Below are 23,662 nucleotides of genomic sequence, written 5' to 3' on the forward strand. Positions count from 1 at the left end.
ACATACGGCATGCCCACGAGACCGCACAGCGGTAGCTGCTGCGATCCGTAGCCGGCGTGCCAGAACATCGGAACTCCTCGGTCGTTGTTGATCGTTGCAGTAATAACGGTAAGGTGCGATCTCCACTCGCGCAACAGTCTTTTTGGTTGCGATGTTCCCGACGTACAAAAGCCGGGCGGCTAGAGGGCGCTGTGGCCGAGGATGGCCGGGACGACTACGTCCCATGTGGACTGCGGTGGGGTCTGGTGACCGACGCCGTCGAGCATGAGCAGTTGGGCGCGGTTGATTTCGCGGGCGAGCATCACCGCGTGGCCTGGCGGGAAGAACGGGTCGGCGGTGCCGTGGATGACGAGCGTCGGCGCCGTCACCTCGCCCAACCGGTGACGGGTGCCGTCGCTACCCTTCACCAGCGCGTGGTTCTTCATGCTCGACTCGATCTCGTGCGTACGCGCGACCACCTGGCGGGCGATCTCCCGCACGTACTCCTCGTCGAAGCTGTCCGGGCCGGCGAAGAGGCGCTGTTCCTCGACGATGTACTCGACCACGGCAGCCGGGTCGGACCAGTCCGGCTCGGCCGCCGGGTCGGCGAACGCCGCCTCGAGGCGCTCGTCCATCGGTGGCAGGTCGTCGTCCGCGCCGGTGCTGGTGGAGACGAGGGTGAGCGTGGCCACCCGCGGCGAGTGGTCGACCGCCAGGTGCTGGGCGATGCCGCCGCCCATCGAGATGCCGACCACGTGCGCGCGCCCGCCGGCGAGCAGGTCGATCACGCCGGCGGCGTCCGCGATCAGGTCGTCGCCGGTGTAGCCGGGTGCGCCGGGCGGGTAGGTGGCCGAGCGGCCGGTGTCGCGGAAGTCGTACCGGATCACGTGCCGGCCGCCCAGCGCGAGCCGCCGGCAGAAGTCGGCGTCCCACCAGTCCATGCTCGATGCCATGCCGCCGATCAGCAGGATCGCCGGCGCTTGCGGGTCACCGAAGGTCTCGGCGCACAGCTCCACCCCGTTGACGTGCACGATGGCCTCGCCCATGGCCCAAAGCTACCCCGGCCGGCGATATTGACGGTTGCAACTCCCCGGTCACATTATTAGGAAAGTTTCCTAACAGCAGGGAGGTCACCGATGCGCAGGATCTGCCTACCTCTCGCCCTACTCGCCCTGGCCGCTGTGACCGGCGCGGTCGCCGTCCCCACTCCGGCCTCGGCGGCTGCCGGCCTCACCGCCACGTTCTCCAGCACCAACAACGGCTCCTGGCACCTGGACAAGTACGTCGTCGCCAACCCCACCGGGGCGGCGATCACCGGCTGGACGCTGGAGTTCGACCTCCCGCCCGGCGTGACCCTCGGCAACGTCTACAACGGCACGGCCACCCAGGCCGGCTCGCGCGTGACGATCGTCAACGCCCACTACAACGGCACTGTCGCCGCCGGCGCCAACACCGAGCCCTTCAGTCCCTGGTTCATCGCGTACGGCTCAGGCGCCGCTCCGCTCAACTGCCGCATCAACGGCAACAAGTGCGACGGCAGCGCGGACCGCGCGCCCGGCACGCCCACCGGCCTGAGCGTGACGGGGCGGACCACCCGTACCGTCTCGTTGTCCTGGACCGCCGCGGCCGCGACCGACTTCCCGATCGCCGGCTACGACGTGCTCTCCGGCTCTTCGGTCGTGGCCACCAGCACCGGTACGAGCGCGGTCGTCACCGGGCTCACGCCGAACACCGGGTACACCTTCGCGGTGCGGGCCAAAGACACCCGCGGCAACCTCTCCGCGGCCAGCGCCACGGTCGGTGCGACAACACTCAACCCGGCCAACGACACCACACCGCCGGCCGCGCCCACCAACCTGCGTTCGACGGCGAAGACCGCCACCACGGTCACCCTCGCCTGGAACGCGGCGACCGACGCCAACGGCATCGCCGGGTACGACGTCTACACCGGCACCACCCTGCGGGCCAGTGTCACCGGGCTGACTGCGGTGGTCGGCGGGCTCTCGCCGATGACCGCGTACACGTTCACGGTGCGGGCCCGGGACACGTACGACAACGCCTCGGCGGCCAGCAACGCCGTACCCGTCACGACGGACGACGTGGTGGGCGCCGGCCAGTACGCCAAGGTCGGGTACTTCGTGCAGTGGGGCATCTACGGCCGGCAGTACTTCGTGCGCAACCTGGACACCAGCGGCGCGGCCGCGCGGCTGACCCACATCAACTACGCGTTCGCCAACATCGACCCGGTCAACCTCACCTGCCTCCAGGGTGTCACCCGGGGCACCACCACCAACCCGCAGGACCCCGACCAGGGCACCGGCGCCGGGGACGCGGACGCCGACTACGGCCGCCCGTTCGCCGCGTCGCAGTCGGTCGACGGGGTCGGTGACACCGGGTGGGAGCCGCTGCGCGGCAACTTCAACCAGCTCAAGAAGCTCAAGGCCAAGCACCCGCACCTCAAGGTGCTGATCTCGATCGGCGGCTGGACGTACTCCAAGTTCTTCTCCGACGCGGCGGCCACCCCGGCCTCCCGGGAGAAGTTGGTGCGGTCCTGCATCGACATCTACATCAAGGGCAACCTGCCCGCGTACAACGGTGCGGGCGGGCCGGGCAGCGCGGCCGGCGTCTTCGACGGCATCGACCTCGACTGGGAGTGGCCGGGGTCGGAAGGGCACCCGGGCAACCACGTCAGCCCGGCGGACAAGGCCAACAACACCGCGCTGATGGCCGAGTTCCGCCGCCAGCTCGACGCGCTCAGCGCCAGCACCGGCAAGCGGTACCTGCTGACCGCCTTCACGCCGGCCGACCCGGCCAAGATCGCGGCGGGCTGGGACATCGGGCCGGGCGGCGTGTTCGAGTCGATGGACTTCGCCAACGTGCAGGGGTACGACTTCCACGGCTCCGGCTCGGACAACTCGTGGGAGCCGGGCCGCGCCGGGCACCAGGCCAACCTCTACCGGGACGCGCAGGACCCGTACCCGTTCGAGTTCAGCGTCGACCGGGCCATCCAGACGTACCTGAACGCGGGCGTCAACCCGCGCAAGCTCACCATCGGCCTGGCCTTCTACGGGCGCGGGTGGCAGGGCGTCGCGGCCGGCGGCACCGGCGCGAACGGCGAGTGGCAGGCGGCCAACGGCGCGGCACCCGGGCAGTTCGCCGAGGAGGCCGGCACCCGCGGGTACGCCAACCTTGTCGCCAGCGTGCCCGGCTGCACCGTGTACCACGACACCCAGTCGGTCTCCAGCTACTGCTACACCGGTCCGGGCGGGCAGTGGTGGAGCTTCGACGACACGTGGTCGATCGGCCAGAAGACCGCCTGGCTGAAGCAGAAGGGCCTGCTCGGCGGGATGATCTGGGAGATGTCCGGTGATACCGCCGGCGGCACGCTCATGAACGCGCTCCACAGCGGACTCTGACGAGCGAGGGGCGTCCCGAAAGCGTTTCGGGACGCCCCTTGACTGTCCGCCTTGCATCGATCACGATCTCCGTGTTAGTGAGAGCGCTCTCTCAATGCCCCGGTTTCGGCGTCCGGGCACCGAACCCCACGCACGGGAGCTGTCCATGCCCACCAGAGCCAGATCCAGACGCCACTACTCCCTCATCGCCGCCGCCATCCTGCTCCTCGGCGGCTACGCCGTCGTGACGATGGGGACTGCCAACGCGGCCGGGCCGCTCATCTCGCAGGGCCGGCCGGCCACCGCGTCCTCGGCGGAGAACGCCACGATGGCCGCCGCGAACGCCGTCGACGGCAACACGGGCACCCGCTGGTCCAGCGCGTTCAGCGTTCCACAGTGGATCCAGGTGGACCTCGGCGCCAACGCCGCGGTCGACCAGGTGGTGCTCAACTGGGAGGCGGCGTACGCCTCCGCGTACCAGATCCAGGTCTCCACCAACGGCACCACGTGGACGAACATCTACAGCACCACCACCAGCACCGGCGGCGTGCAGACCCTCGCGGTCAGCGGCACCGGCCGGTACGTGCGGGTCAACGCCACCGCCCGCGGTACCGCCTGGGGCATCTCGCTGTGGGAGTTCCAGGTCTTCGGCAACACCACGACGAGCGGGTGCGGTACCGCCAACGCGGCGCAGGGCCGTCCGGCCACCGCCTCGTCCGCGCAGGACGCCACCATGGCCGCCGGCAACGCGTTCGACGGCAACGCGGCCACCCGCTGGTCCAGCGTCTTCAGCGACCCGCAGTGGGTACAGGTGGACCTGGGCTCGGCGCTCACCATCTGCCAGGTGGTCCTGAGCTGGGAAGCCGCCTACGCCTCGGCCTTCCAGATCCAGGTGTCCGCCAACGGCACCACGTGGACGAACATCTACAGCACCACCACCGGTACCGGCGGTACGCAGACGCTCAGCGTGAGCGGCACCGGGCGGTACGTGCGGATGAACGGCACCACGCGGGCCACGCCGTACGGGTACTCGCTCTGGGAGTTCGCCGTCCGGACCACCGGGTCGGGCCCCACGACGCCCCCGCCCAGCACGCCGCCACCCACCACGCCGCCGCCGGGTGGCTTCTGGGGTGACACCAGCACCATCCCGCCGGCGCAGAACGTCGTCATGCTGAAGATCCTCAACCGCACCAACGGCCGCTACCCGGACAGCCAGGTGTTCTGGAGCTACAACGGCCAGACGCACTCGATCGCCGAGCAGCCGTACTTCGACATGCCGGTCAACACCGCCGGCCGGATGTACTTCTACCTCGGCTCGCCCAACTCGCAGTACTGGGACTTCATCGAGTTCACCGTCGGTCCGTCGGTCTTCAACGGCAACACCACCCGGGTCGACGCGTTCGGGCTCAAGCTGGCGATGCGCCTGCGTGCCCACGACGGGTACGACGTGGCGGTCGGCGAGGACCAGGCCACGTTCGCGGAGGACCGGGCGGCGACCTTCCAGCGGTTCGTCAACGAGATGCCGGCCGAGTTCGACCACCTGGCGCAGATCCAGGCGCCGTACCGCATCCCGTCGCCGGGCCACTCGGCGCAGTTCCAGGCCGGCGGGCAGTACCAGAGCTACCTGTCCAGCTACGCCTCGTCGGTCGGTTTCTCGGCGTCCACGACGGACATCTTCGGGTGCGCCGGGCCGCTGGCCAACAACCCGAGCATGTGCGCCGCGCTCAACCGGCACGTCGCCCACCTGCCGCCGGCGCAGCAGTCCAACCCGAGCCTCTTCTACCAGACGGCGCCGGCCAACTACTACTCGCGGTTCTGGCACGACCACTCCATCGACAAGCTGTCGTACGGCTTCCCGTACGACGACTACGCCGACCAGTCCTCGTTCGTCTCCCATGGCAACCCGCAGTGGTTGCTGGTCGCCGTCGGCTGGTGACCCGGTCGCCGGGGCCGTCCGTGGGACGGCCCCGGCCCCACGATCTCAGGGGAGCATCGCCGGGTCGGCCGCGAGCGCGGCCACCTGCTGGGCGGTGAGCGGTGGGGCAGCGAGCGGCGGGCGGTGCTCCTCCTTCTCGCCGGGCTGGTTGTCGGCGGCGTCCGGTGGACGGTTGCCGTCCGGCACGTACGGGGCCAAGCCCTGTGCCGAGGAGACGAAGAGGTGGCCGCCGTCCAGGTAACGCACGGCGCTGATGACCTCGCCCCGCTCGGCGTCGTGCTCGCGGGTCACCATGATGGGCACGCCGTTCACCGTGATCACCTCGCACGGCAGGGTCACCGGCGCGCAGAGGTCGGCCCCGTCCGGGTACGGCTTGCCGTCGTACAGGATCACCGCCATGAACTGGCCCTCGCCGCCGCCAGCGCGGAACGTGACCTGCGTGTGCGCGGAGATCAGCATCCGGCCCGGTTCCAGCCGCACCTTGCGCGAGTGGACGGTCTTGTCGTCGCTCGCGGGCCGCACCTCCGAGACGGTGTACCCGGGCGGCACCGCGGCTTTCAGTACCCGAGTCAGGTTTTTGCTGTCCGCGGGCGCCGCATGGGCGCTCGGCGGCCGAGTCGTCGCGGTGGTGGCGGCGGGCGCCAGTCCGGCCGACGCGGTCTGCGCGCTCGGCCCCTGGTCCGGGGCCGGCGCCGACCGCCACCCGCCGATCGCCGGGGTAACCAGCACGCCCGCGACCGCCGCGGCGGCCAGGCCGGAGCCGGCCGCCCGCAGCCGATTACGCCGCGCGGTGGTCCGCCGGGCGATGGCCAGCGCGGTGGCGCCGTCCCGCAGCGGCGGCCCGGGCTCGTCCAGCGCCAGCTCGCAGATCGTCCTTATCTCGTTCACAGCCGCCCTCCTCCAAGTGGTCGTTTCAGGTCGTCGAGCGCCCCGCCCAGCACCTGCCGCAGATCGGCCAGGCCGTCCGCGGTCTGGCTTTTCACAGTGCCGGCGGAGCAACCGAGGATGTCGGCCACCTGCTCCACGGAGAGGTCGGCCCAGAACCGGAGCACGAGCACCGCGCGGCGCCGCTTCGGCAGCTGGGCCAGTGCGGTGCGCAGCACGACCCGCTCGTCGGGCCGTCCCTGCTCGGGCGCGACCGCGTCCAGGTCCACGCTGCCCGGCACCGTGGCGTGCTCGCGCCGCCACGGCCGCCGCCGCTCGTCCAGAAACGCGCGCACCAGCACCCGCCGGGTGTACTGGTCGAGCACATCGTGCCGCTCGATCCGGTGCCACGCCTGGTAGAGCTTGGTGAACGCGGTCTGGGTCAGATCCTCCGCGAGGTGCCAGTCGCCACACAGCAGGTACGCGGTGTTGCGCAACTGGTTGGCATGCGCCGCGTAGTACGCGACGAAGTCGCTCTCGTGATCGCCCCGTCCCATGTCACCCGCGCCCTCCCGTTCGCCTCGGTCGGGTAAGACACGTAGTGAGCCACCGATCAGGTTGGTTCGGGGAGCATCTCAGGCGGACTGGCGTACGACCAGGGATGGGCTGAAGATCACCGACCGAGGGGTTCGGCGCGGGTCGCGGAGCCGGGCGAGCAGCAGCTGGGCCATCTCGCCGGCCATCTCCTCCACCGGCTGGTGGATGGTGGTCAGCGGCGGCCGGGCGTCGAGCGCGGCGCTGCTGTCGTCGAAGCCGACGACGGCCACGTCCTGCGGCACCCGCCGGCCCAGCTCGGCGAGTACCCGTACCGCACCCTCGGCCATCAGGTCGTTGGCGACGAAGATCCCGTCGGTTTCCGGGTACCGCTCGATCAATCGCCGGGCCGCCGCCTCGCCGCTCGCCCGGGTGAAGTCGCCGGGCACATGGGGGACGGCGGCGCCCACGGCCGTCCGGAACCCGACCAGCCGCTCCCGCCCGGGCGGGATGTCCTGCGGGCCGCAGATGGTGGCCAGGTGCCGGCGGCCCAGCGCGAGCAGGTGCTCGGCGGCCATCCGGGCGCCGGCCTGCTGGTCGACGTCGACGTAGCTGTGCGGTACCGGCTGGGCCGGGCGGGCCGAGAGCACCGCGGGCACGTTCAGGTCGTACAGCTGGCGGGGCAGCGGGTCGGCGCTGTGGTTGGAGATCAGCAGTACCCCGTCGACGTGCCCCTGCCGCAGGTACCGCAGCACGAGGTGGTGCCCTGGCGGGTCGGCCGGGATGATCACCAGGTGGATCCCCTCGGGGCGGAGCACCTCCTGGGCGCCGGCGGTGACCCGGCCGATGTACGGGTCGGTGAAGAGCCGGTTGAGGAACGGCGTCTCGTAGGCGACGTGGCCGGGCGGCTCGGAGATGACCAACGCGACCGAGTCGGTACGGCGGGTCACGAGCGAGCGGGCGGCGAGGTTGGGCACGTACCCGATCTCCGCGATCGCGCGCTCGACGGCCGCCCGGATGCGTGGGTCCACAGTGGGCACCGCGTTGATGACCCTGGAGACGGTGGCCCGGGACACGCCCGCGGCGACCGCGACCTCTTCCAAAGTGGGGCGTCCCGCCGACCCGTTTCCGGGCCGGCGGGACTGTTGTTCGTCGGTCACGGCGTCCCGTTGACGCCGCACTTGATGATCGGCCGGATGCAGTCGCGCACCCGCCGCTCGAGCTCGGCCACCGGCCAGGCGTTGAAGAAGTCACCGTGCATGGTGAATCCTCGGCCGGACGAGAGGCGGAACCGGGACGGGTCGCCGTTGGCCGGGTAGCGGAGCACCTGGCGGAGCTTCGGCACCGGCACCGGGTGGGTGGACGGGCAGTTGCCGCCGACCGGGTACGCCATGTGGCTCTTGTGGTCGGCCGAGTCGAGGTCGCGCCCGTTCCAGCACTGCGGGAAGTCCAGGTAGGACTCGATCATGCTGCCCGGCGGGCAGGTGAGGAAGTCCTTGGACGCGCCCGCCTCGTTGTGGTGCAGGCACGACCACCGGGAGTTGGTCGACGCGTCGGGCGCCGTCGCCTTGGCGTTACCGGCGACGATCCGCAGGCCCAGCGGGAACGGCTGGATGCGGGCGGTGACGTCAGGGTTCACGCCCTCACCCAGGTAGTAGAAGATGCCGGTGGTCGGCTCGACCGGCTGGTCGTTCACGTAGAACGTGGGCACCCAGTACGACGAGGTGTCCACGGCCGGGCTGCAGTTGCTGGCACCGTTCAACAGGTCGTTGACGTTCGTGTACGCGTTGGTGACCCGGCTGCCGAAGAAGCTGTGCATGTGCGAGGCGCCCGGCAGGTTCGGGAACACGATCGGGTCGTCCGGCAGCCGGTGACTGAACGGGCAGTCAGCGAGGAACTCGGAGACCCGCACGATCGGGCCGGCGGGCGGTGGCGGCGGTGGCGGTGCCGCGCCGCCGCTGCCGTACACCTGGAACTCCCAGAGCGAGACGCCCCAGGCGGTGCCGCGCGCGGTGGAGTTGAGCCGCACGTACCGGCCCGTACCGGAGACGGTCAGGTCCTGCACGCCACCGGTGCCGGTGGTGGTCGAGTAGATGGTGGTCCAGGGTTGGCCGCCGGCGGGCGCGGTCTGGATGGTGAACGCGCGGGAGTACGCACCCTCCCAGTTGAGCACCACCCGGCTGATGGTGGCGCTGGCGCCGAGGTCGATCGTGATCCACTGTGGATCGGCGAACGCGCTCGACCAGCGGGTGCCGTTGTTGCCATCGACGGCGGCGGAGGCGGGCATGCCCGCGCTCTGCGTCGAGGAGGCGGTTGCGGTGCGACCTTGCGAGATCAGCGGATCGGCGGCCTGCGCGCTCGCGCCGCTGACGGTGAGGTACCCGCCGACGAGCGCGAGTAGCGCGACGGCGAGGGACGCCGTCCTGAGTCGTCGTTGCATGTGGCTCCTTCGGATCGTGGGGTGAACGTGCCCGGCGGCCGGCAGTCCCGGGCCGGCCGCCGGTGCGACTTGGGGTTACTGGAAGATGCGGACGTAGTCCACGTACATCCGCGACGGGAACGGCGTGGTGCCATCCACCGGGCCGGGGAAGTCACCGCCGACGGCGAGGTTGAGGATGACGTAGAACGGGTGGTCGAAGACCCACGGACCGCGCGTCGACTCCACAGTGGCCTTGCTGGCGACGAAGACCGTGTTGCCGTCGAGCTTGAACGTCATGCCCCGGCTGTCCCACTCGACCGACCACACGTGGAAGTCGGCCGACAGGTCCACGCCGCCCGGCACGGTGTACTTCTGGCCGTAGCCCGCGCCGCCGTTGTAGGCGGGTGCGTGCAGCGTGGAGTAGCCCTCGAGCGTGTTGCGGCCGAGGACCTCCATGATGTCGATCTCGCCGTTGTACGGCCACGGCCGCCCGGTGAGGAAGTCGGCGCCCATCATCCAGAACGCCGGCCACAGGCCGTTCCCCTTCGGCACACGCACGCGCGCCTCGATCCGTCCATATTGGACGTGGAACTTGTTGCCCGTGTTCATCCGGTGCGACGTGTACTGCCGGCCGCCGGCCGCCTCGCGGCGCGCCTCCAGGACCAGCGAGCCGGTGCCGTCCATCTGCACGTTGTTGTTGGGCGTGTAGTACTGGACCTCGTTGTTCTGCCCGGTGCCGGGGTCGATCGTCCACTTAGCCGGGTCGGGCTTGCTGCCTGCCGCGCCGTTGAACTCGTCGCTCCACACCAGACGGTTGGCCGGGAAGGTCGGGTCCGGCGGCTGCGGCGGCGGGGCGGTCGGGCTGCCACCGGTGCCGTACACCTGGAACTCCCAGAGCGAGTACCCGTACGGCGTGGCCCGCGCGGTGCCGTACATCCGCACGTACCGGCCGGTGCCGCTGACCGTGAGCGTCTCCTTGAAGCCGCGCCCGGTGGTGGTGGAGTAGATGGTGGTCCAGGTGCTCGCGTTCGGTGAGACCTGGATCTGGTACGCCGTCGCGTATGCCGGGTCCCACTGGAGCACGACCTGGCTGATCGTGGCGGTGGCGCCCAGGTCCACGTAGATCCAGCCAGGGTCGACCCAGCCGGCCGGGTTGGCGGTCGCCCAGCGGCTCGCCGGGTCCCTGTCGAACGCCCGCGCCGGCACGCACTCCCAGCAGGTGCCGTCGCTCTGGTTGGAGGAGGCGACGGCCGGCTTGTTGTACGACAGCAGCACCGCGTCACCCGGCGGCGGGCTCGTCGGCGGGGTGGTGGGTGGCGTCGTGGGCGGGGTGGTCGGCGGCGTCGTCGGGCTGCCCGTGTGGACCTCGAACTCCCACAGCGACACCCCGTACGGCGTGGCCCGCGCGGTGGTGTAGACCCGCACGTACCGCCCGGTGCCGCTCAGCGCCAGCGTCTGCGTACCACCGGTGCCGGTGGTCGTGGAGTAGATGCTGGTCCAGGTCGTCGCGTTCGGCGAGACCTGGATCTGGAACGCGGTCGCGTACGCCGTCTCCCAGCGGAGCGTGACCCCGCAGATCGGCTGGACGCTGCCCAGGTCGACCTGGAACCACTGCGGGTCCGAGGCCGCGCTGGACCAGCGGGTGCCGACGTTGCCGTCCACGGCGTTGGGGCGGGGAAGTCCGCGTTCTGCGTCGAGGAGGCGGTGGCCGGGCGGCCCTGGGCGGCGTTCGCCGTGCCGCAGGCCGAGGTGCCCGTGTCGCCGTAGACCTGGAACTCCCAGAGCGAGACGCCCCACGCGGTGGCGCGCGCCGTGGAGTTCAGCCGCACGTAGCGGCCAGTGCCGGAGACGGCGATCGTCTGGACGCCGCCGGTGCCGGCGGTCGTCGTGTGCACAGTGGTCCAGGTGGTCGCGTTCGTCGAGACCTGGATGGTGAACGCGCGGGAGTACGCGCCCTCCCAGTTGAGCACGACGCGGGTGAGCGGCACGGCCGCGCCGAGGTCGACCTGGATCCACTGCGGGTCGCTGAACGCGCTGGACCAGCGGGTGCCCGTGCTGCCATCGAACGCCGCCGAGACTGGGTAGGCGGCGGACTCGGTGGAGGACGCCGTGGCGGGACGTCCTTGCGAGAGCAGCGTCTCGGCGGCGGTGGCCGAGGTCGCCGTCACCACGACGTAGCCGCCCAGCAGCGCGATCAGGGCGGCGACGAGGGTGGCGAGGCCGCGGCGAGGCACGCCGCGAGGAGATGCGCCGGGCGGTGGGGTGGCCCGATCCATCGGATACTCCTTCGGGTGGTGGGGCTCTGAAGTTGTTGCGAACATGTGCCACGCCGATAAGAGAGCGCTCTCCTGACGTCACTGTGACCCCTACATGGCCAAGTGTCAATGCCTCGATGCGTTTTGGCAGGTAGCGGAGGATTTCGATGCCTTGCCGGACGTGGGCTGGGCAAACGGCTTCCACGCCTTACAGAAATCTGGGAGCGCCTCCAGGGAGGCTCGGGGAGAGCGCTCCCCTGCCGGGTGCTGTATAACCGAGTCGTGCGCGCTATCCATCGGACCGTCCCGTTCGCGATGGCGCTCGCCGTCCTGCTGGGCTGTGGCGGCTCGGGCGAGCCCGCGACGCCGGCGCCCGCGACGGCCGCGCCCCGTCCGCCATCCCGGCGACTACCGCGCCGACCAGCGGTTTCAGCGTCACCGACACCGCCTGGCTTCAGTTGACCATCGCTATGGACGAGCGGGCGCTCAAGGTGCTCGACCTGGTGTTGGCGCGCACCAAGGACCCCGCGCTCAGGGGTGTGGCGGAGCGGCTCGCCACCGAGCACCGGGACGAGCTCGCCCGGCTGCACGATTTGCACACCCGCTCCGGCGGTCCCACGACAAACCCGCACGAGGGGCATGACATGCCCGGCATGGCGACGGGCGAGACGGTCAAGGCGCTGGGCACGGCGACCGGCACCGACGCGGCGTACATCTTCACCACCGCGATGCGGGCGCACATCGACCAGTCGATCCGGCTGGCCGAGGCGGAGCAGAAGTCCGGCTCCGAGCCGGCGGCGAAGGCGCTCGCCGCCGACATCGAGCGCGCCCGCACCGACCAGCGTGGACGGTTGGACGCCCTCTAGCTAGCCGGAGTTCATGGCGTCGAGCGCGCTTTGCTGGCGGGCGGCGTCGGTGGTGTCGAGCGGCCCGGCCCAGCGCAGACCGTACTGGTCGAGGGCGTTGCGGTCGCGGGCGTACGCGGTGTCGGCTTGGCGGGTCAGGTACGCGCTGTACGGGCGGTCGGCGAGCACGGCGTTGAGCGACCGCAGGCCGCGCACGTATATGCCCTTGAACGAAGGGCCGTCCCCGCCGCAGTTGCCGGTCTCGCACGGGTCGGCGAGGGTGCCGCCCGGGTTGAGCGCGGTGTTTGTCGTGGAGGCGTCCGCCATCCGCCGCGCGGTGGTGAGGAGGGCGGCGTCGCCGGTGGCGCGGTGCAGCTCGACCAGTCCGGCGAGCGGGACGCCCTGGTTGTACGACCACACGGGCTGGCCGTTGTTGCGGCAGGTGGCGAGGTCGATGCCGTCGTTGACGAGGCCGGCCGCGTTGAGCATGCCGGTGCCCTGGAACCACTGCCACTGCGCGCGGGCCCGCTGTAGGTACACCGTGTCGCCCGGGATCCGGTTGTGCAGCGCGGCGTTGAGCTGGAGGTAGAGGCTGTTGGAGATGGCGTTCTTGTACGTCCGGGCGGTGCTCCACCACACCCCGCCGCCGCACGTGCCGTCCCAGTAGCGGTGCATGTAGTCGGCGTCCGCGCGGGCGGTGTCGAGGTAGCGGCTGTCGCCGGTCAGGTCGTACGCGGCGACCCAGGCGAGCCCCCACCAGCCCGTGTCGTCGATGTAGTCGTTGGTGAAGTTGCCCAGGTGCGCGCGGATGTTGCGGTCGTACGTGTTCGCGATCGCGTACCTGTAGCTGCCCATCCCGGTGATCCGGATGTTGTCGATGACCGCGGTGAGCGCATTCGCCGAGTTCCACCAGCCGGTCGTGGCGAAGAGCCCGGTGCCGTTGTCGTAGGACATCATCAGCGCGGTGGCGGCGGCGGTGCGGCGGTCGCCCGCATTCCAGGTCGTGCGCGCCCACTGGGTGCACGCGATCTCCGGTCGGTCGCCGGCCTTGCCGCAGGCGCGCAGCGCGCCCACGCCGAGGCCCGCCCAATCGTCCACATTGAACATCAGCGTGCGCCAGCCGCGCTGGCCGGCCGGGGTCCTGGTCAGGCCCAGCCGGGTGCCTGACGCCCAGGTGCGCCCACCGTCGAACGAGCGGTCGAGCCACACCTCGTCGCCCGGGTTGCCGGTCTCGATGGAGGCCCACCCCATCGCGTCGGAGTCGTCGAAGTGCAGCACGATGCGGCGGCCGAAGAGGGTGGCGCTGACCGGCTGGCGGTCAGCGGGCGACAGCGCGGGGTCGCGGCCGTCGCAGTAGCGATTGCAGATGGTGGCCGCGGCGGCGACCCCGGCGAAGGCGAGCGGGGCCAGCAGCGCCGCGGCGATCAGCACGGCGAGGCGGCGAACGACAGCGAGAGCGCTCTCTACCACAAGGGAACGATAACGATGAATTAAGCGCCGGACAAGGAGCCCGCCTTCGCCATCGCGTGCTGCATCAGCGTGATCAACACGTCCTTGCCGGAGGATGTCTTCCGGGCGTCACAGAGCAGCAGCGGCACGTCCGGATCGAGGTTGAGCGCGAGCTTGACATCCTCCACTGTGTACTGTGGCGCGTCGTCGAAGCAGTTGACCGCGACGATGAACGGGGTGCCCCGCCCCTCGAAGTAGTCGATCGACGGGAAGCTGTCGGCGAGCCGGCGGGTGTCAGCCAGCACCACGGCACCTACCGCGCCCATCGACAGCTCGTCCCAGACAAACCAGAAGCGGTCCTGTCCCGGCGTACCGAAGAGGTAGAGCACGACCTCCTCGGAGATGGTGATCCGACCGAAGTCCATGGCCACGGTAGTGGTGGTCTTCGTCTCCACGCCGGAGGTGTCGTCGACGCCGACGCTGGCCTCGGTGATCACCTCTTCGGTCCGCATTGGACGGATCTCGCTGACCGCGCCGACGAGCGTGGTCTTGCCGACGCCGAACCCGCCCGCGATCAACACCTTGATCGCCATCGGAATGCTGGCGTCTGGGGCCTTCTCAGAGAGAGCGGAGCCCATTGATCACCGCCTTGAAGATCCTCTCCGGAGGAGTGTGGCTTGTCGGCTGGGGCTCGCGGGCCAGGATGTACCCCTTGTCCAGGAGATCGCCGAGCAGCACCCGCACGATCCCGAGCGGGAGCGTGAGGTGGCCGGCGACCTCGGCAACGGACAGCGGGCGCTGGGCCAGCCGCATGATCGTGACGTGCTCGGGCTGGAGGCCCGCCGCGAGTGACGGGACCGAGCGGGTCGCCACCACCAGCGAGATCAGGTCGAACTCGCCCCGCGCCGGCGCGGTACGGCCTCGGGTCATCGCGTACGGCCGCACGACCGGCCCGGCTTCGTCGTCGTGCCAGACTTCGTCGTCCGGCGCCTGCGTCTTGGGGTCCAAAGGGTCACCTCCCGTCGGGTGGGCTCAGTGAGGAACGCGAGGGTGTGGTCAGGAACTGGCCGACGCGGGTCACGAGCATCGCCATCTCGTACGCCACGAGCCCGACGTCGGCGTCCTCCGTACCGATCACGGCCAGGTTGGCCCGCTGGCCGGCGGCGGTAACGAAGAGGAAGAGCGTGTCCATCTCCACAATGGTCTGTCGCACGCTGCCGCCCTTGAACTGGCGGCCGGCACCACGGGCCAGGCTCTGGAAGCCGGACGCGACGGCCGCGAGATGCTCGGCGTCCTCGCGACTCAAATCCCGCGACGCGGCGATGAGAAGGCCGTCCGCGGAGAGCACCACGGCCTGCTTTACCTCGTCAACCCGCTCGACCAGGTCGTCCAGCAACCATGCCAGGTCGCTGACGGAACTTGTCGTCTGGGCCACTTGTCGACCTCTTTCTGCGCTGTACGTGTTTCTGCGCTGTACGTGCCGAGCGGGGGTTATGCGGAGGGCTCGGTGTCGCCGGTCGACGCTGACCGATCCGGCTCGGCTGTCGGCCGCGGGATCTCCGCGCCAAGCCGCCGTTCCGCCTCGGCGCGCCCGCGCCGAGTGGCCGACTGGTACGACGACATCATGCTGCGGGTCTGCTCTGGCGTACGCGGTGCGGACGCTGGCGGCTGATCCGCGGGGGTGGACGGGGTCTCCCGCAGCGGCGCGGCGAGGCTTGCCTGGCGTACGCGCCACGGCAGCCCGGACGGGGTGAGGGTCACCGCGTCGCGCGGTGGCTCGGGATGGCCGTTGCCGTTGGTCTCCGACCCGTCGCCACCAGCAGCGGGCGCCGGCGGCCGGCCGGCCGTGGGCAGCTCCGTGTCCCGGCGCTCGGGCGGGGTGAACCGGACCCGGGCGATGATCGGCGCGGGCGAGACGGGGGTTTCCGGCTTCGGCTCCGCAGCGGCCTTCGACGCGCTGGGCAGCGGGGTCACGGGCGACGGGCCGTTGATCGGCACCGGCCCGCTCGGGGCAGCGTCGGGTGCGGCGCGCAGCGACTGGTACGCCCGCACCCGCCGGTCGGTCTCGGCGACCTCGGCCTCAGCGGTCTCCGCCTCGGCGTCCTCCGGCGCATCCTCCGTCTGCTCGGACACGACAAGAGTGGACGGGACCAGCACTATCGCCATCGTCCCGCCGTACGGCGAGCGGCGCAGGCGCACGTCGATCCCGTGCCGCTCGGCTAGCCGGCCGACCACGTAGAGGCCGAGGCGGGCGGTGCTGGAGAGGTTGAACTCCGGCGGGTTGCTCACCAGCTCGTTGGCCGCGGAGAGCTCCTCCTCGCTCATGCCGAGGCCGCGGTCTTCGATCTCCACGACGAAGCCGTTGGCCACCTTCTGGCCGCCGACGTTGACCATCGTGTACGGCGGGGAGAACGAGGCCGCGTTTTCGATCAGCTCGGCGAGCAGGTGGATCACGTCGCTGACCGCCCGGCCGGAGAGCGACGCCGGGTCGATCGGCAGCACGGAGACGCGCGTGTAGTCCTCGACCTCGGCGACCGCGCCTCGCACCACGTCGACGAACGGCACCGGGCTGCGCCACCGGCGGCCCGGCACCGCGCCGGAGAGCACGATGAGGTTTTCCGCGTTGCGCCGCATACGGGTGGCGAGGTGGTCCACTTTGAACAGGTCGGCCAGCTCGTGCGCGTCGGTCTCCCGCCGCTCGATCTCGTCGAGCACCTTGAGCTGGCGGTGCACCAGCGCCTGGTTGCGGCGGGCCAGGCCGAGGAAGAGGTCGCGGACACCGTGGCGCAGCTCGGCCTGGTCGACGGCGGCCCGGATCGCGGTCTCCTGGACCGCGTTGATCGCCTGACCCACCTGGCCGATTTCGTCGTTTCCGAATGTCAGTGGTGGTGCCTCGGTCGCCACGTCGACCTTTTCACCCTCGCGCAGCCGGTCGACCACGCTGGGCAGGCGGGTGTTGGCCAGGTCCCACGCGGCGTTGCGGAGCAGCTCAAGCTGGCGGACCAAGGCACGCGCCGTCGTGATGGACATGACGATGGACGCGATGACAGCGAGCAGACCCAGACCGCCGGCGAGGATGAGCCGCACGACCACGCCGATCACGCTCGGCACGGCACGGTCGAGGACCGCGTCTCCACCCGTGAGGACGACGTCCTGGTACTGGGCCAGCACCGGCGTGCTCGCCGCGGTCCAGGAGGAGAGGTCGACGGGTGGGCCGTCCGCGGACCGGCCGGCGCGGATCAGGCGCTCTTCGAGGCTGCTGAGTCCGGCGTACCCGACGCCACCGGTCATCTCGTCGTACCGCAGGCGGTCGGACGCCGGCAGCTCGGCGGCCATGAGCTCGGCCTGGTAGCGATGGGCACCCACCAGCTGCGTGAACGCCTCGTGCTCGGCTGTCGTGAAGCGGCCGGCCGCGAGCACACCCGCGATGAGCGCGTCCTCCTGGGCCAGCACCTCGCGGGCGCGGCCAAGGCCGATCAGCGTGCGGACGTCTTTGGCGAGCGCTTTGTCGTCGAGCGTCGCCATGGAGTCGTAGATGCGGTAGAGCGAGTCGATGGCCTCGGTGAAGGTGGCGCCCGCGCGGACCCGGTCGACGCCACTTCCGGCGTCGACCGCCTGGCGCCCGGCCGTCAGCTCGTCGAGCCGCCCGATGCTCTCGTTGATGCGCTGCTGGAGCGCGTCGCTGCCCATCCACCGCACGGTGCTCGCGTGCACCTTGTCGATGAAGATGGCGCGTGCGGCGTCGGTGCTGGCCCGCTGGGCGTCGAGGTCCTGTCGCTGCTGGGCGCCGCGATCGCCGAGGTAGACGAGCGAGAGCCGCCGCTCCTTCTGGAGCTCCAGCACCAGCGGCTCGCTGGGCTGGGCAACGTTGCTGTCGAGCGAGCTCACCGAAAGCAGATTGAGACCTTCGCGCAGCGTCACATACGCAGCGAAGGCCCAAAGCGCAAACAGTGACAGCAGGAGAGCAACAATCTTGGCCCGCACGTTTGAGCTGCGGAATCTCATCGCACCAGTCCCAACCGCCGGCTTGGGGTGATTGACCCCGGGCACCCTAGCAACGCCGCGAGTGGTCTCTCAAGCCACGGGGTCTACATCGGACCGACCGGAAGGTGTACCGACGATCATGAGAAATGGCGTTGTGCCTGGTGTAGCGCGGCGAGCATGGCGGCTCGAACGATCGCTTCCGGCAAATAGAGATCTTTGTCGTGCCACATCGGTGGATCACCTGATCGGTCGACCGACTGGCCTTGAAATGAGCGTGAAACATGCGGGTAGCCACGCATAAGCGCACCTTCTGCGCGACCATTCGGACGAGTAAGCAGAATACGCATCGCGTACCCGGTTTCCTCGCCTGTGCCCTGCCACACCCCCACGAACCGTCTGGGCGCTGGGTGTCGAGGACCCAATCGACCGCCCGGTCGACGGCGACCCGCGCGGCCGGCCCCTCGCCAAACCGGTCGAGCGCCAATGCGCAGCAGGCGGTGGCGTAGAAGGGCGAGGCGTGCCACCGGTCCAACCAGGAGCCATCGGGGTCCTGCTGGTCGGCCAGCCAGGTGGTCAGCCGCCGAGTGGCGTCGGCATACCGGCTGGCTCGTTCGGGGCCTGTGCGCAGATAGTGGCCGAATGCCTCCAACACGTGCGCGTTGACGCTGACGGACCGCCCGTCCTCGCCCTGCCACGTACAGAAGTGCGTTCCTGTCTCGTACGCCCACAGGCTGTCCGGCTCGCGGACGGCGCCGAGCTGAGCGAGGGCGGAAAGCGCCATCGCCGTGGTGTCCGCGTCCTGCGGCAGGCCGCGCCCGGCGGGTGTGCCGGTCGGACCCACCGCCACGTCCAGCTCGCGGAGCAGGCTCTCCGGCACGGCGAGCGGCACGCCCGCCTCGGCCAGCCAGCTCAGCACCCACGCGCGTTCGAAGACGGTGATCGGGGCGGCGCAGGGCACCGGGCCGCCATACCGGTCGGCCACCGCCTCCAGGTAGCGCCGGCCCGGGTCGTCCACGGCAGGGGCGCCGCCGTTGCCCAGCCACGCCGCGGTCGCGGCGGGCGAAGCGCCGATCGGACCGTCCACCCGCTCGTGCAGGGAGAACGGATGGACCACCTCCCACGCGTGCATCAGCTTTTCCGGTACCGCCCGCCCGGCGGCCAGCACGGCGCGCAGCCGCGCCAGCGCCGAACCGTCCGCTTCGGGTGGTAGCGGGAGCGGCATCCGGCCGTGGCGATGCAGACGGGCGTTGATGGACTCCACGAGCGCCGGGATGATCAGCTCGATGGCTGGCATGTCCGGCAGCGATACCGGACCGCGGAGCCAGGAGTGCAGCACCGCCACCCCCCGATCGGCCGCGGCAGCGGCACCGCCCGCCTCCGGCAGCAGCGCGTCGGTCGCACTGAGCGTCGGCACGAGCGCGTAGCCATCCGGCCCGCCCCAGCCGCCGTCCTCCCGCTGGCCTCCCATCAGGTACGTGACCCGCTCCCGGTGGCCCCGGAGCCACGGCGCCAGCGCCACGAGCCGCCCCGTCTCGTACACCGACGTGCTGACTCTCCCCCACGGGTGGATCCGTAGCCCGGCAACGAGCTCCCGCGCCGCCGCGACCACGTCGATCGGGGCGAACGCCACCTCCACTGTCACAGTGCGCCCCAGTAGTCGGTGACTCCGTAGAAGCCCACGCAGAACTCCATCTGCCGCTCCAGGTAGTCGGCGAGCGCCGGCTGGCGGTCCCGGAGGGGGGCGATGAGACGCCGGGCCTCGTCCGCGAGCACGCGGACGTGCTGGCCCACCGCTGTCCGGTCGGGACCGAGCATCAGCGCGTTGAGATCCCCCCACTTGACGTCCCGGTCATATGTCGCCAGATCGTTGAGCAGTCGGATCACGCGCTGCACGGCCCAGCTTGCCAGTCGAACGTCGTCAATGTCTACAGCGGACGGAGGTTGACTTGTGTGGATCCAGTGCGCCACGAAGACAAACGAGAACCCCAAGTTGTCGGCGTTGTCGAGATATTCCTCAAAGGACGGACGGGCGACACCGGCCGCCTTCCATTGGTGCTCTCGTACCATCGCGTCGAGCATCCGGCGCAGTTCCTCGCGCCACACCGGCCCGAGCACGGGGTAGGCGTCAGCGCCCGCCAGCTCGTCGCGGACTTCGGCGAGAAACGCGGTCAGCTCGTCGTCCGGGTCCGGATCCGCGCCCCCGGCCGCAGCCATGCAGCGGCGGGCGATGGCGGCGGCCTCCTCGGCCGAACTGGCGACGTAGTCCACCTGCCAGTCCAGCGCGAAGCACCAAAGCGTGGCCCGGTTGGCCATCCGCTGCTGTCCACTGTCGAGGGTCGGGCCGCTGAACGCCATCGCCAGCGCCAGCGTGCTGTACAGCGCGTCGTCGAAGGGCTTCGCCGCGAACAGCCCGGGGTAGGCCTCGGCCCACCGCCGCATCTCGCGCTGCGTCTGGCCCGCCACGGCACAGATCCGCCCACTCTCCGCGGCCGGGTGCATCTGTTACGCCGCCAGGGTCCGCTGCACGGGCAGCAGCGTCATCCGCACCTCACTCGCCGGGCGCAGCGACGCGGCCACTTGTGGCCCCGGCATCGCCTGGCTAGCCAGCCGCGGCCGGAAGCGGCTCAGCATCGCCGCGACGATGAGCTGTGCCTCGACGAGGAAGACATGCTTGCCGATGCACTGGTGCGGGCCACCGCCGAACGGAAAGTACGCGTACCGGTGCACATGTCCGCTCACCCCCGGCTCGAAGCGATCGGGCCGGAATTCGAGCGGGTCTGCCCAGTGCGCGTCAAGCCGCTGGGTGAGGAACGGGCTGATGAGGACCGTGGCGCGTGGCCTTAGCCGCACTCCGCCGATGACGTCTCCGGCTACCGCGGTGCGCGGGAAGAGCCAGCCCGACGGATACAGGCGCAGTAGCTCGTCCAGCACCATCCGGGTGTACCCGAGGCCGGCGAGGTGTTCGCGGCGCACCCTGTCCGACCCGACCACCTGGTCGACCTCCGCGTAGAGCCGGCCGGCCACCTCGGGGTGCGCCTGTAGCACCGGCCACAGCCAGGTGAGCAGGACGCCGGTCGTCTCGGTCGCGGCGCCGAACATCGTCACGACGTCGTCTCGCACCTGCTGCTCGGTCAATGGCTGCCCGTCGGCCCCCCGCGCCCGGCAAAGGGTGGCGACGATGTCGTCGCCGTCACCGGGATCGCGACGGCACTCCCGGACGATCGGAAACACGATCTCGTCGATGGTCCGGACCGCGCGGCGGAAGGCCCTGTCGCCAGGGAGCGGCACCGCGTTGGGTACGAACGGGAGGAGCAGCCGGAAGGCGATCGAGGTGGCGATCGTGTCCAGCGCCGGAACCATCCGTTCGGCCTGCTCCACTGTGATCCGGTCGCGGAAGAACACCTTGATGACCGTCAGGTGCACGATCCGGCTCATCTCGGCGCCCGCGTCGATCGGGGTGCCCTCCCGCGCGTACCGGTCGAGGTCGTCGACGGCGGCGGCGATCATGTCCGCCATGCTGTCGACCAGCGATTCGACGTGCTTGGCGGAAAACAGGGGCTGGAGGTTACGGCGGCTCGCCTCCCACACCGGACCGTCCGCGAGGATGCCCTCGCCGAGCAGCCGGCGGATCGGCCGCCAGAAGAGACCCTGCCCGTCCCGTACGTAGTTGTCCACGTTGTCGCGCAGGACGTGCTGTACATGGTCGGGATTGGTCACGAGATAGGGGCGGAACCAGCCCAGTTCCAGCCGGACCACCTCGCCGTCGGCCTCCTCGGCGATCGCCTGGAGGGCGCCGAACGGATCGCGGATCAATCGGGGAAGGGTGCGGTGGATCGGGATGCGGCGCGCATTCCGGACACCCACGGCATCGACGTCGAACGACATGGTGGTGACCCCCTCAACCCCCCGCGCGTGACGCCTTGCACCTTTAGGATCACTCAAAGCGATCTAGAAATGCCGCGCGTGGAAGTTGTTTTGAGTCCCACCAAAACATCAGACATATCGGACCATCGATACACATCGCAGTGTTGATCAGGGACGCCGTGGTAGGGCGCGCCGCACGACACGCCCGCCAAGTCCCTGATCAACCGCGGGTTAGAAGAGGCCGCTCACCCAGTTGAACGCGTCCATCACCCAGTCGGTCTGCCTTAGGTAGGCGATGCCCACGCCCACCAGGAAGATGCCCGTTATTAGGTGGGCGCCGCGGGCGCTACGGCGGATCCGGCCGAGCTGGCGCTCCAGGACGATCCTGCCGACCATCCGGGAGAGCGCGAACAGGCCTGCGGCGACACAGAGCGAAAGCAGAAAGGTGAGCACGGGGGTGGTGAGGTCGCCCCGAGTGGAGATCGCCCAGATGCCCCAGCAGACGAACGCGACCAGCGCACCGAAGAGCGTCCACCCGCTGCCGATCCGCCACTGGCCCCGGTGGTAGCCCGACGGGGCCCACCGCGGGTCCGGCTCGGGCTCCGGCCACCCTGTACCGGTCGGCTCGTGCGGCACGGCCGGCGTGACCGGCGCATTCGCCCTCGGCTGGACCTGGGCGACACCCCGCTGGTACGACTGCGGCACCGACTGCGGTGGCATGTCCACCGTCCGCTCGGCCCATGGCTGGTTCTGGTCTGCCATGATCTCCTCCCCCGGACCTGGATGGCTCCGGCGTCGCCTGGGCAGACCCGGCCGGATCCTCACGTCCGAGGGTACTGAGGGTTAGCGACGCGACAAATCAGTCGCCCAGGCTGCCATCAATCAGTTACACAGAACGCATGAGCGACGCCGAGCTCCCCCTCCGCCCCGCCACTCCCGACGACTTCCTGAAGGCTTCGAACCTGCTGTTCGGCCTCTTCCACCACTCGGTCGACCAGGACGCCCAGGATCTCGACCGGCAGGTCTGGGAGGCCGACCGGACGCTGCTCGTCACCGACGGGGACGAGGTGGTCGGCCACACGTTCGCCGCCGCCCGCGACATCACCGTACCGGGCGGCGTGCTGCCCGCGGGGCACATCACCGGGGTAGGCGTCGCGCCCACCCACCGGAGGCGAGGGTTGCTCACCCGGCTGATGCGGCGCCAGCTGCGGGACCTGCACGACGCCGGGCGGGAGCCGCTCGCCGTGCTGTGGGCGAGCGAGGCACGGATCTACCCCCGCTTCGGGTACGGCCTGGCATCCACGCGGCTGGAGCTCACCATCGACACCCGGGAGGTCCGGCTGCCGGAGGCCACCGCCGCGGGCCGGCTCCGCGTCGGCGCTCCGGCCGATCTCTTCCCCGAGCTGAGCAAGGTGTACGACATGGTGCGCCAGGAGCGTCCGGGCTGGTCGAGCCGGGACGAGGGCTGGTGGGCTCAGGTGCTCGCCGACTCGCCCGGCCGGCGCGACGGCGCCACCGAGCGGCGGGCCGTGGTGCACGAGGGCGAGGGCGGCGTCGACGGGTACGCGGTGTGGCGCACCAAGGGCGGCTGGAATCACGGCGGCCCGAACGCCGAGGTGCACGTGAGCGAGATCGCGGCGACCGACCCGGTGGCGTACGCGGCACTGTGGCGCTTCCTGCTCGGCATCGACCTGGCCCGCACGGTGACGTACGGGTTCGCCGCGGTGGACGACCCGCTGCTGTACCTGGCCAGCGACCCCCGCCAGCTGAACACGCACTTCTCCGACGGCCTCTGGCTGCGCGTGGTCGACCTGCCGGCGGCGCTGGCCGCGCGGCGGTACGCGAGCGATGTCGACGTGGTGTTGGAGGTGAGCGACCCGGTACTGCCGGAGAACGCCGGCCGCTGGCGTGTCACCGGCGGGCCCGGCGGCGCGGCCTGCGAGCGTGTCGACACCGAGCCCGACCTGGCCTGCGACATCGCGGACATCGGTGCGGCGTACCTGGGCGGCAGCTCGCTCGCGGCCATGGCCGCCGCGGGACGGGTACGCGAGCTGCGCCCCGGCACACTCAACGCGGCGAGCACCGCATTCGGCTGGTACCGCCAACCGGCCGCGCCGGAAGTCTTCTGACGGCGTACG

18 protein-coding genes and 1 pseudogene are annotated in these 23,662 nt (G+C 70.6%); 4 read left to right on the forward strand and 15 right to left on the reverse strand.

The genetic code is table 11. The annotated features are described in order from the left end of the window. Positions 1-179: 179 nt before the first annotated feature. Positions 180-1,025: an alpha/beta fold hydrolase gene (locus tag Pflav_RS27720; protein ID WP_173039383.1), complete on the reverse strand. Its 846-nt coding sequence runs from the start codon at positions 1,023-1,025 to the stop codon at positions 180-182. 90 nt (positions 1,026-1,115) lie between these two features. Here Pflav_RS27720 and Pflav_RS27725 point away from each other — a divergent pair, with 90 nt between their 5' ends. Next, entirely contained in the window at positions 1,116-3,395 is a 2,280-nt protein-coding gene (locus Pflav_RS27725; RefSeq protein ID WP_173039385.1) for a glycosyl hydrolase family 18 protein, read from the forward strand. Between the two features lie 145 nt (positions 3,396-3,540). After that, positions 3,541-5,310 carry a discoidin domain-containing protein gene (locus Pflav_RS27730; protein WP_173039387.1) on the forward strand — a complete coding sequence of 590 codons (1,770 nt, stop codon included), beginning with the start codon at positions 3,541-3,543 and terminating at the stop codon, positions 5,308-5,310. 45 nt (positions 5,311-5,355) lie between these two features. Here the strand turns inward: Pflav_RS27730 and Pflav_RS27735 are convergent, their stop codons facing one another. The 5 genes and pseudogenes from Pflav_RS27735 to Pflav_RS27755 all read right to left on the reverse strand — a co-directional run bounded on the left by Pflav_RS27735 (position 5,356) and on the right by Pflav_RS27755 (position 11,403). Continuing rightward, on the reverse strand, positions 5,356-6,198 hold the full coding sequence (locus Pflav_RS27735) for a hypothetical protein (RefSeq protein ID WP_173039389.1): 843 nt from the start codon (positions 6,196-6,198) through the stop codon (positions 5,356-5,358). Then, positions 6,195-6,731 carry a SigE family RNA polymerase sigma factor gene (locus tag Pflav_RS27740; protein WP_173039391.1) on the reverse strand — a complete coding sequence of 179 codons (537 nt, stop codon included), beginning with the start codon at positions 6,729-6,731 and terminating at the stop codon, positions 6,195-6,197. Before Pflav_RS27740 ends, Pflav_RS27735 begins: the two co-directional genes overlap by 4 nt. Positions 6,732-6,809: 78 nt before the next feature. Continuing rightward, positions 6,810-7,868, reverse strand: a complete 1,059-nt coding sequence (locus Pflav_RS27745; protein ID WP_232071979.1) for a LacI family DNA-binding transcriptional regulator — start codon at positions 7,866-7,868, stop codon at positions 6,810-6,812. Then, positions 7,865-9,148: a DUF1996 domain-containing protein gene (locus tag Pflav_RS27750; RefSeq protein WP_173039393.1), complete on the reverse strand. Its 1,284-nt coding sequence runs from the start codon at positions 9,146-9,148 to the stop codon at positions 7,865-7,867. The genes Pflav_RS27745 and Pflav_RS27750 overlap by 4 nt, the downstream gene beginning before the upstream one ends. Before the next feature lie 75 nt (positions 9,149-9,223). Beyond that, positions 9,224-11,403: pseudogene (locus Pflav_RS27755) on the reverse strand (discoidin domain-containing protein). A 377-nt stretch (positions 11,404-11,780) separates the two neighbouring features. Here Pflav_RS27755 and Pflav_RS27760 point away from each other — a divergent pair. Further along, positions 11,781-12,248: a DUF305 domain-containing protein gene (locus Pflav_RS27760; protein ID WP_269474640.1), complete on the forward strand. Its 468-nt coding sequence runs from the start codon at positions 11,781-11,783 to the stop codon at positions 12,246-12,248. Here the strand turns inward: Pflav_RS27760 and Pflav_RS27765 are convergent, their stop codons facing one another. From Pflav_RS27765 to Pflav_RS27805, 9 genes are all read right to left on the reverse strand, one after another. Continuing rightward, complete coding sequence (locus tag Pflav_RS27765; RefSeq protein ID WP_173039399.1) at positions 12,249-13,697, reverse strand: glycoside hydrolase family 76 protein; 1,449 nt, start codon at positions 13,695-13,697, stop codon at positions 12,249-12,251. Positions 13,698-13,717: 20 nt separating this feature from the next. After that, the gene (locus Pflav_RS27770; RefSeq protein WP_173039401.1) at positions 13,718-14,314 is read right to left on the reverse strand and encodes a GTP-binding protein; all 597 of its coding nucleotides are present in this window, start codon (positions 14,312-14,314) and stop codon (positions 13,718-13,720) included. Continuing rightward, on the reverse strand, positions 14,295-14,606 hold the full coding sequence (locus Pflav_RS27775; RefSeq protein WP_232072750.1) for a DUF742 domain-containing protein: 312 nt from the start codon (positions 14,604-14,606) through the stop codon (positions 14,295-14,297). Before Pflav_RS27775 ends, Pflav_RS27770 begins: the two co-directional genes overlap by 20 nt. An 82-nt stretch (positions 14,607-14,688) precedes the next feature. After that, positions 14,689-15,111, reverse strand: a complete 423-nt coding sequence (locus Pflav_RS27780; protein ID WP_173039405.1) for a roadblock/LC7 domain-containing protein — start codon at positions 15,109-15,111, stop codon at positions 14,689-14,691. A gap of 56 nt (positions 15,112-15,167) precedes the next feature. Next, entirely contained in the window at positions 15,168-17,564 is a 2,397-nt protein-coding gene (locus tag Pflav_RS27785) for a sensor histidine kinase (RefSeq protein WP_232071981.1), read from the reverse strand. Between the two features lie 163 nt (positions 17,565-17,727). Further along, the gene (locus Pflav_RS27790) at positions 17,728-19,302 is read right to left on the reverse strand and encodes a prenyltransferase/squalene oxidase repeat-containing protein (protein ID WP_197938770.1); all 1,575 of its coding nucleotides are present in this window, start codon (positions 19,300-19,302) and stop codon (positions 17,728-17,730) included. After that, positions 19,299-20,123: a terpene synthase family protein gene (locus Pflav_RS27795; protein WP_232071983.1), complete on the reverse strand. Its 825-nt coding sequence runs from the start codon at positions 20,121-20,123 to the stop codon at positions 19,299-19,301. Before Pflav_RS27795 ends, Pflav_RS27790 begins: the two co-directional genes overlap by 4 nt. Positions 20,124-20,162: 39 nt before the next feature. Continuing rightward, on the reverse strand, positions 20,163-21,500 hold the full coding sequence (locus Pflav_RS27800) for a cytochrome P450 (protein WP_415624398.1): 1,338 nt from the start codon (positions 21,498-21,500) through the stop codon (positions 20,163-20,165). Between the two features lie 255 nt (positions 21,501-21,755). Next, positions 21,756-22,286 (reverse strand): hypothetical protein, encoded by a 531-nt coding sequence (locus Pflav_RS27805; RefSeq protein ID WP_173039413.1) that lies wholly within the window; start codon positions 22,284-22,286, stop codon positions 21,756-21,758. 137 nt (positions 22,287-22,423) lie between these two features. Between Pflav_RS27805 and Pflav_RS27810 the strand changes: the two genes are divergently transcribed. Further along, on the forward strand, positions 22,424-23,653 hold the full coding sequence (locus Pflav_RS27810; protein ID WP_173039415.1) for a GNAT family N-acetyltransferase: 1,230 nt from the start codon (positions 22,424-22,426) through the stop codon (positions 23,651-23,653). Positions 23,654-23,662 lie beyond the last annotated feature (9 nt).

This window comes from Phytohabitans flavus (assembly GCF_011764545.1).
Lineage (GTDB): Bacteria > Actinomycetota > Actinomycetes > Mycobacteriales > Micromonosporaceae > Phytohabitans > Phytohabitans flavus.

What these genes read in the sequence shown, in the direction of transcription:
- Pflav_RS27775 (WP_232072750.1), bottom strand. Translation starts at nt 14,606, where the DNA reads ATGACCCGAGGCCGTACCGCGCCGGCGCGGGGCGAGTTCGACCTGATC.
- Pflav_RS27725 (WP_173039385.1), top strand. Translation starts at nt 1,116, where the DNA reads ATGCGCAGGATCTGCCTACCTCTCGCCCTACTCGCCCTGGCCGCTGTG.
- Pflav_RS27770 (WP_173039401.1), bottom strand. Translation starts at nt 14,314, where the DNA reads ATGGGCTCCGCTCTCTCTGAGAAGGCCCCAGACGCCAGCATTCCGATG.
- Pflav_RS27750 (WP_173039393.1), bottom strand. Translation starts at nt 9,148, where the DNA reads ATGCAACGACGACTCAGGACGGCGTCCCTCGCCGTCGCGCTACTCGCG.
- Pflav_RS27720 (WP_173039383.1), bottom strand. Translation starts at nt 1,025, where the DNA reads ATGGGCGAGGCCATCGTGCACGTCAACGGGGTGGAGCTGTGCGCCGAG.
- Pflav_RS27740 (WP_173039391.1), bottom strand. Translation starts at nt 6,731, where the DNA reads ATGGGACGGGGCGATCACGAGAGCGACTTCGTCGCGTACTACGCGGCG.
- Pflav_RS27810 (WP_173039415.1), top strand. Translation starts at nt 22,424, where the DNA reads ATGAGCGACGCCGAGCTCCCCCTCCGCCCCGCCACTCCCGACGACTTC.
- Pflav_RS27805 (WP_173039413.1), bottom strand. Translation starts at nt 22,286, where the DNA reads ATGGCAGACCAGAACCAGCCATGGGCCGAGCGGACGGTGGACATGCCA.
- Pflav_RS27730 (WP_173039387.1), top strand. Translation starts at nt 3,541, where the DNA reads ATGCCCACCAGAGCCAGATCCAGACGCCACTACTCCCTCATCGCCGCC.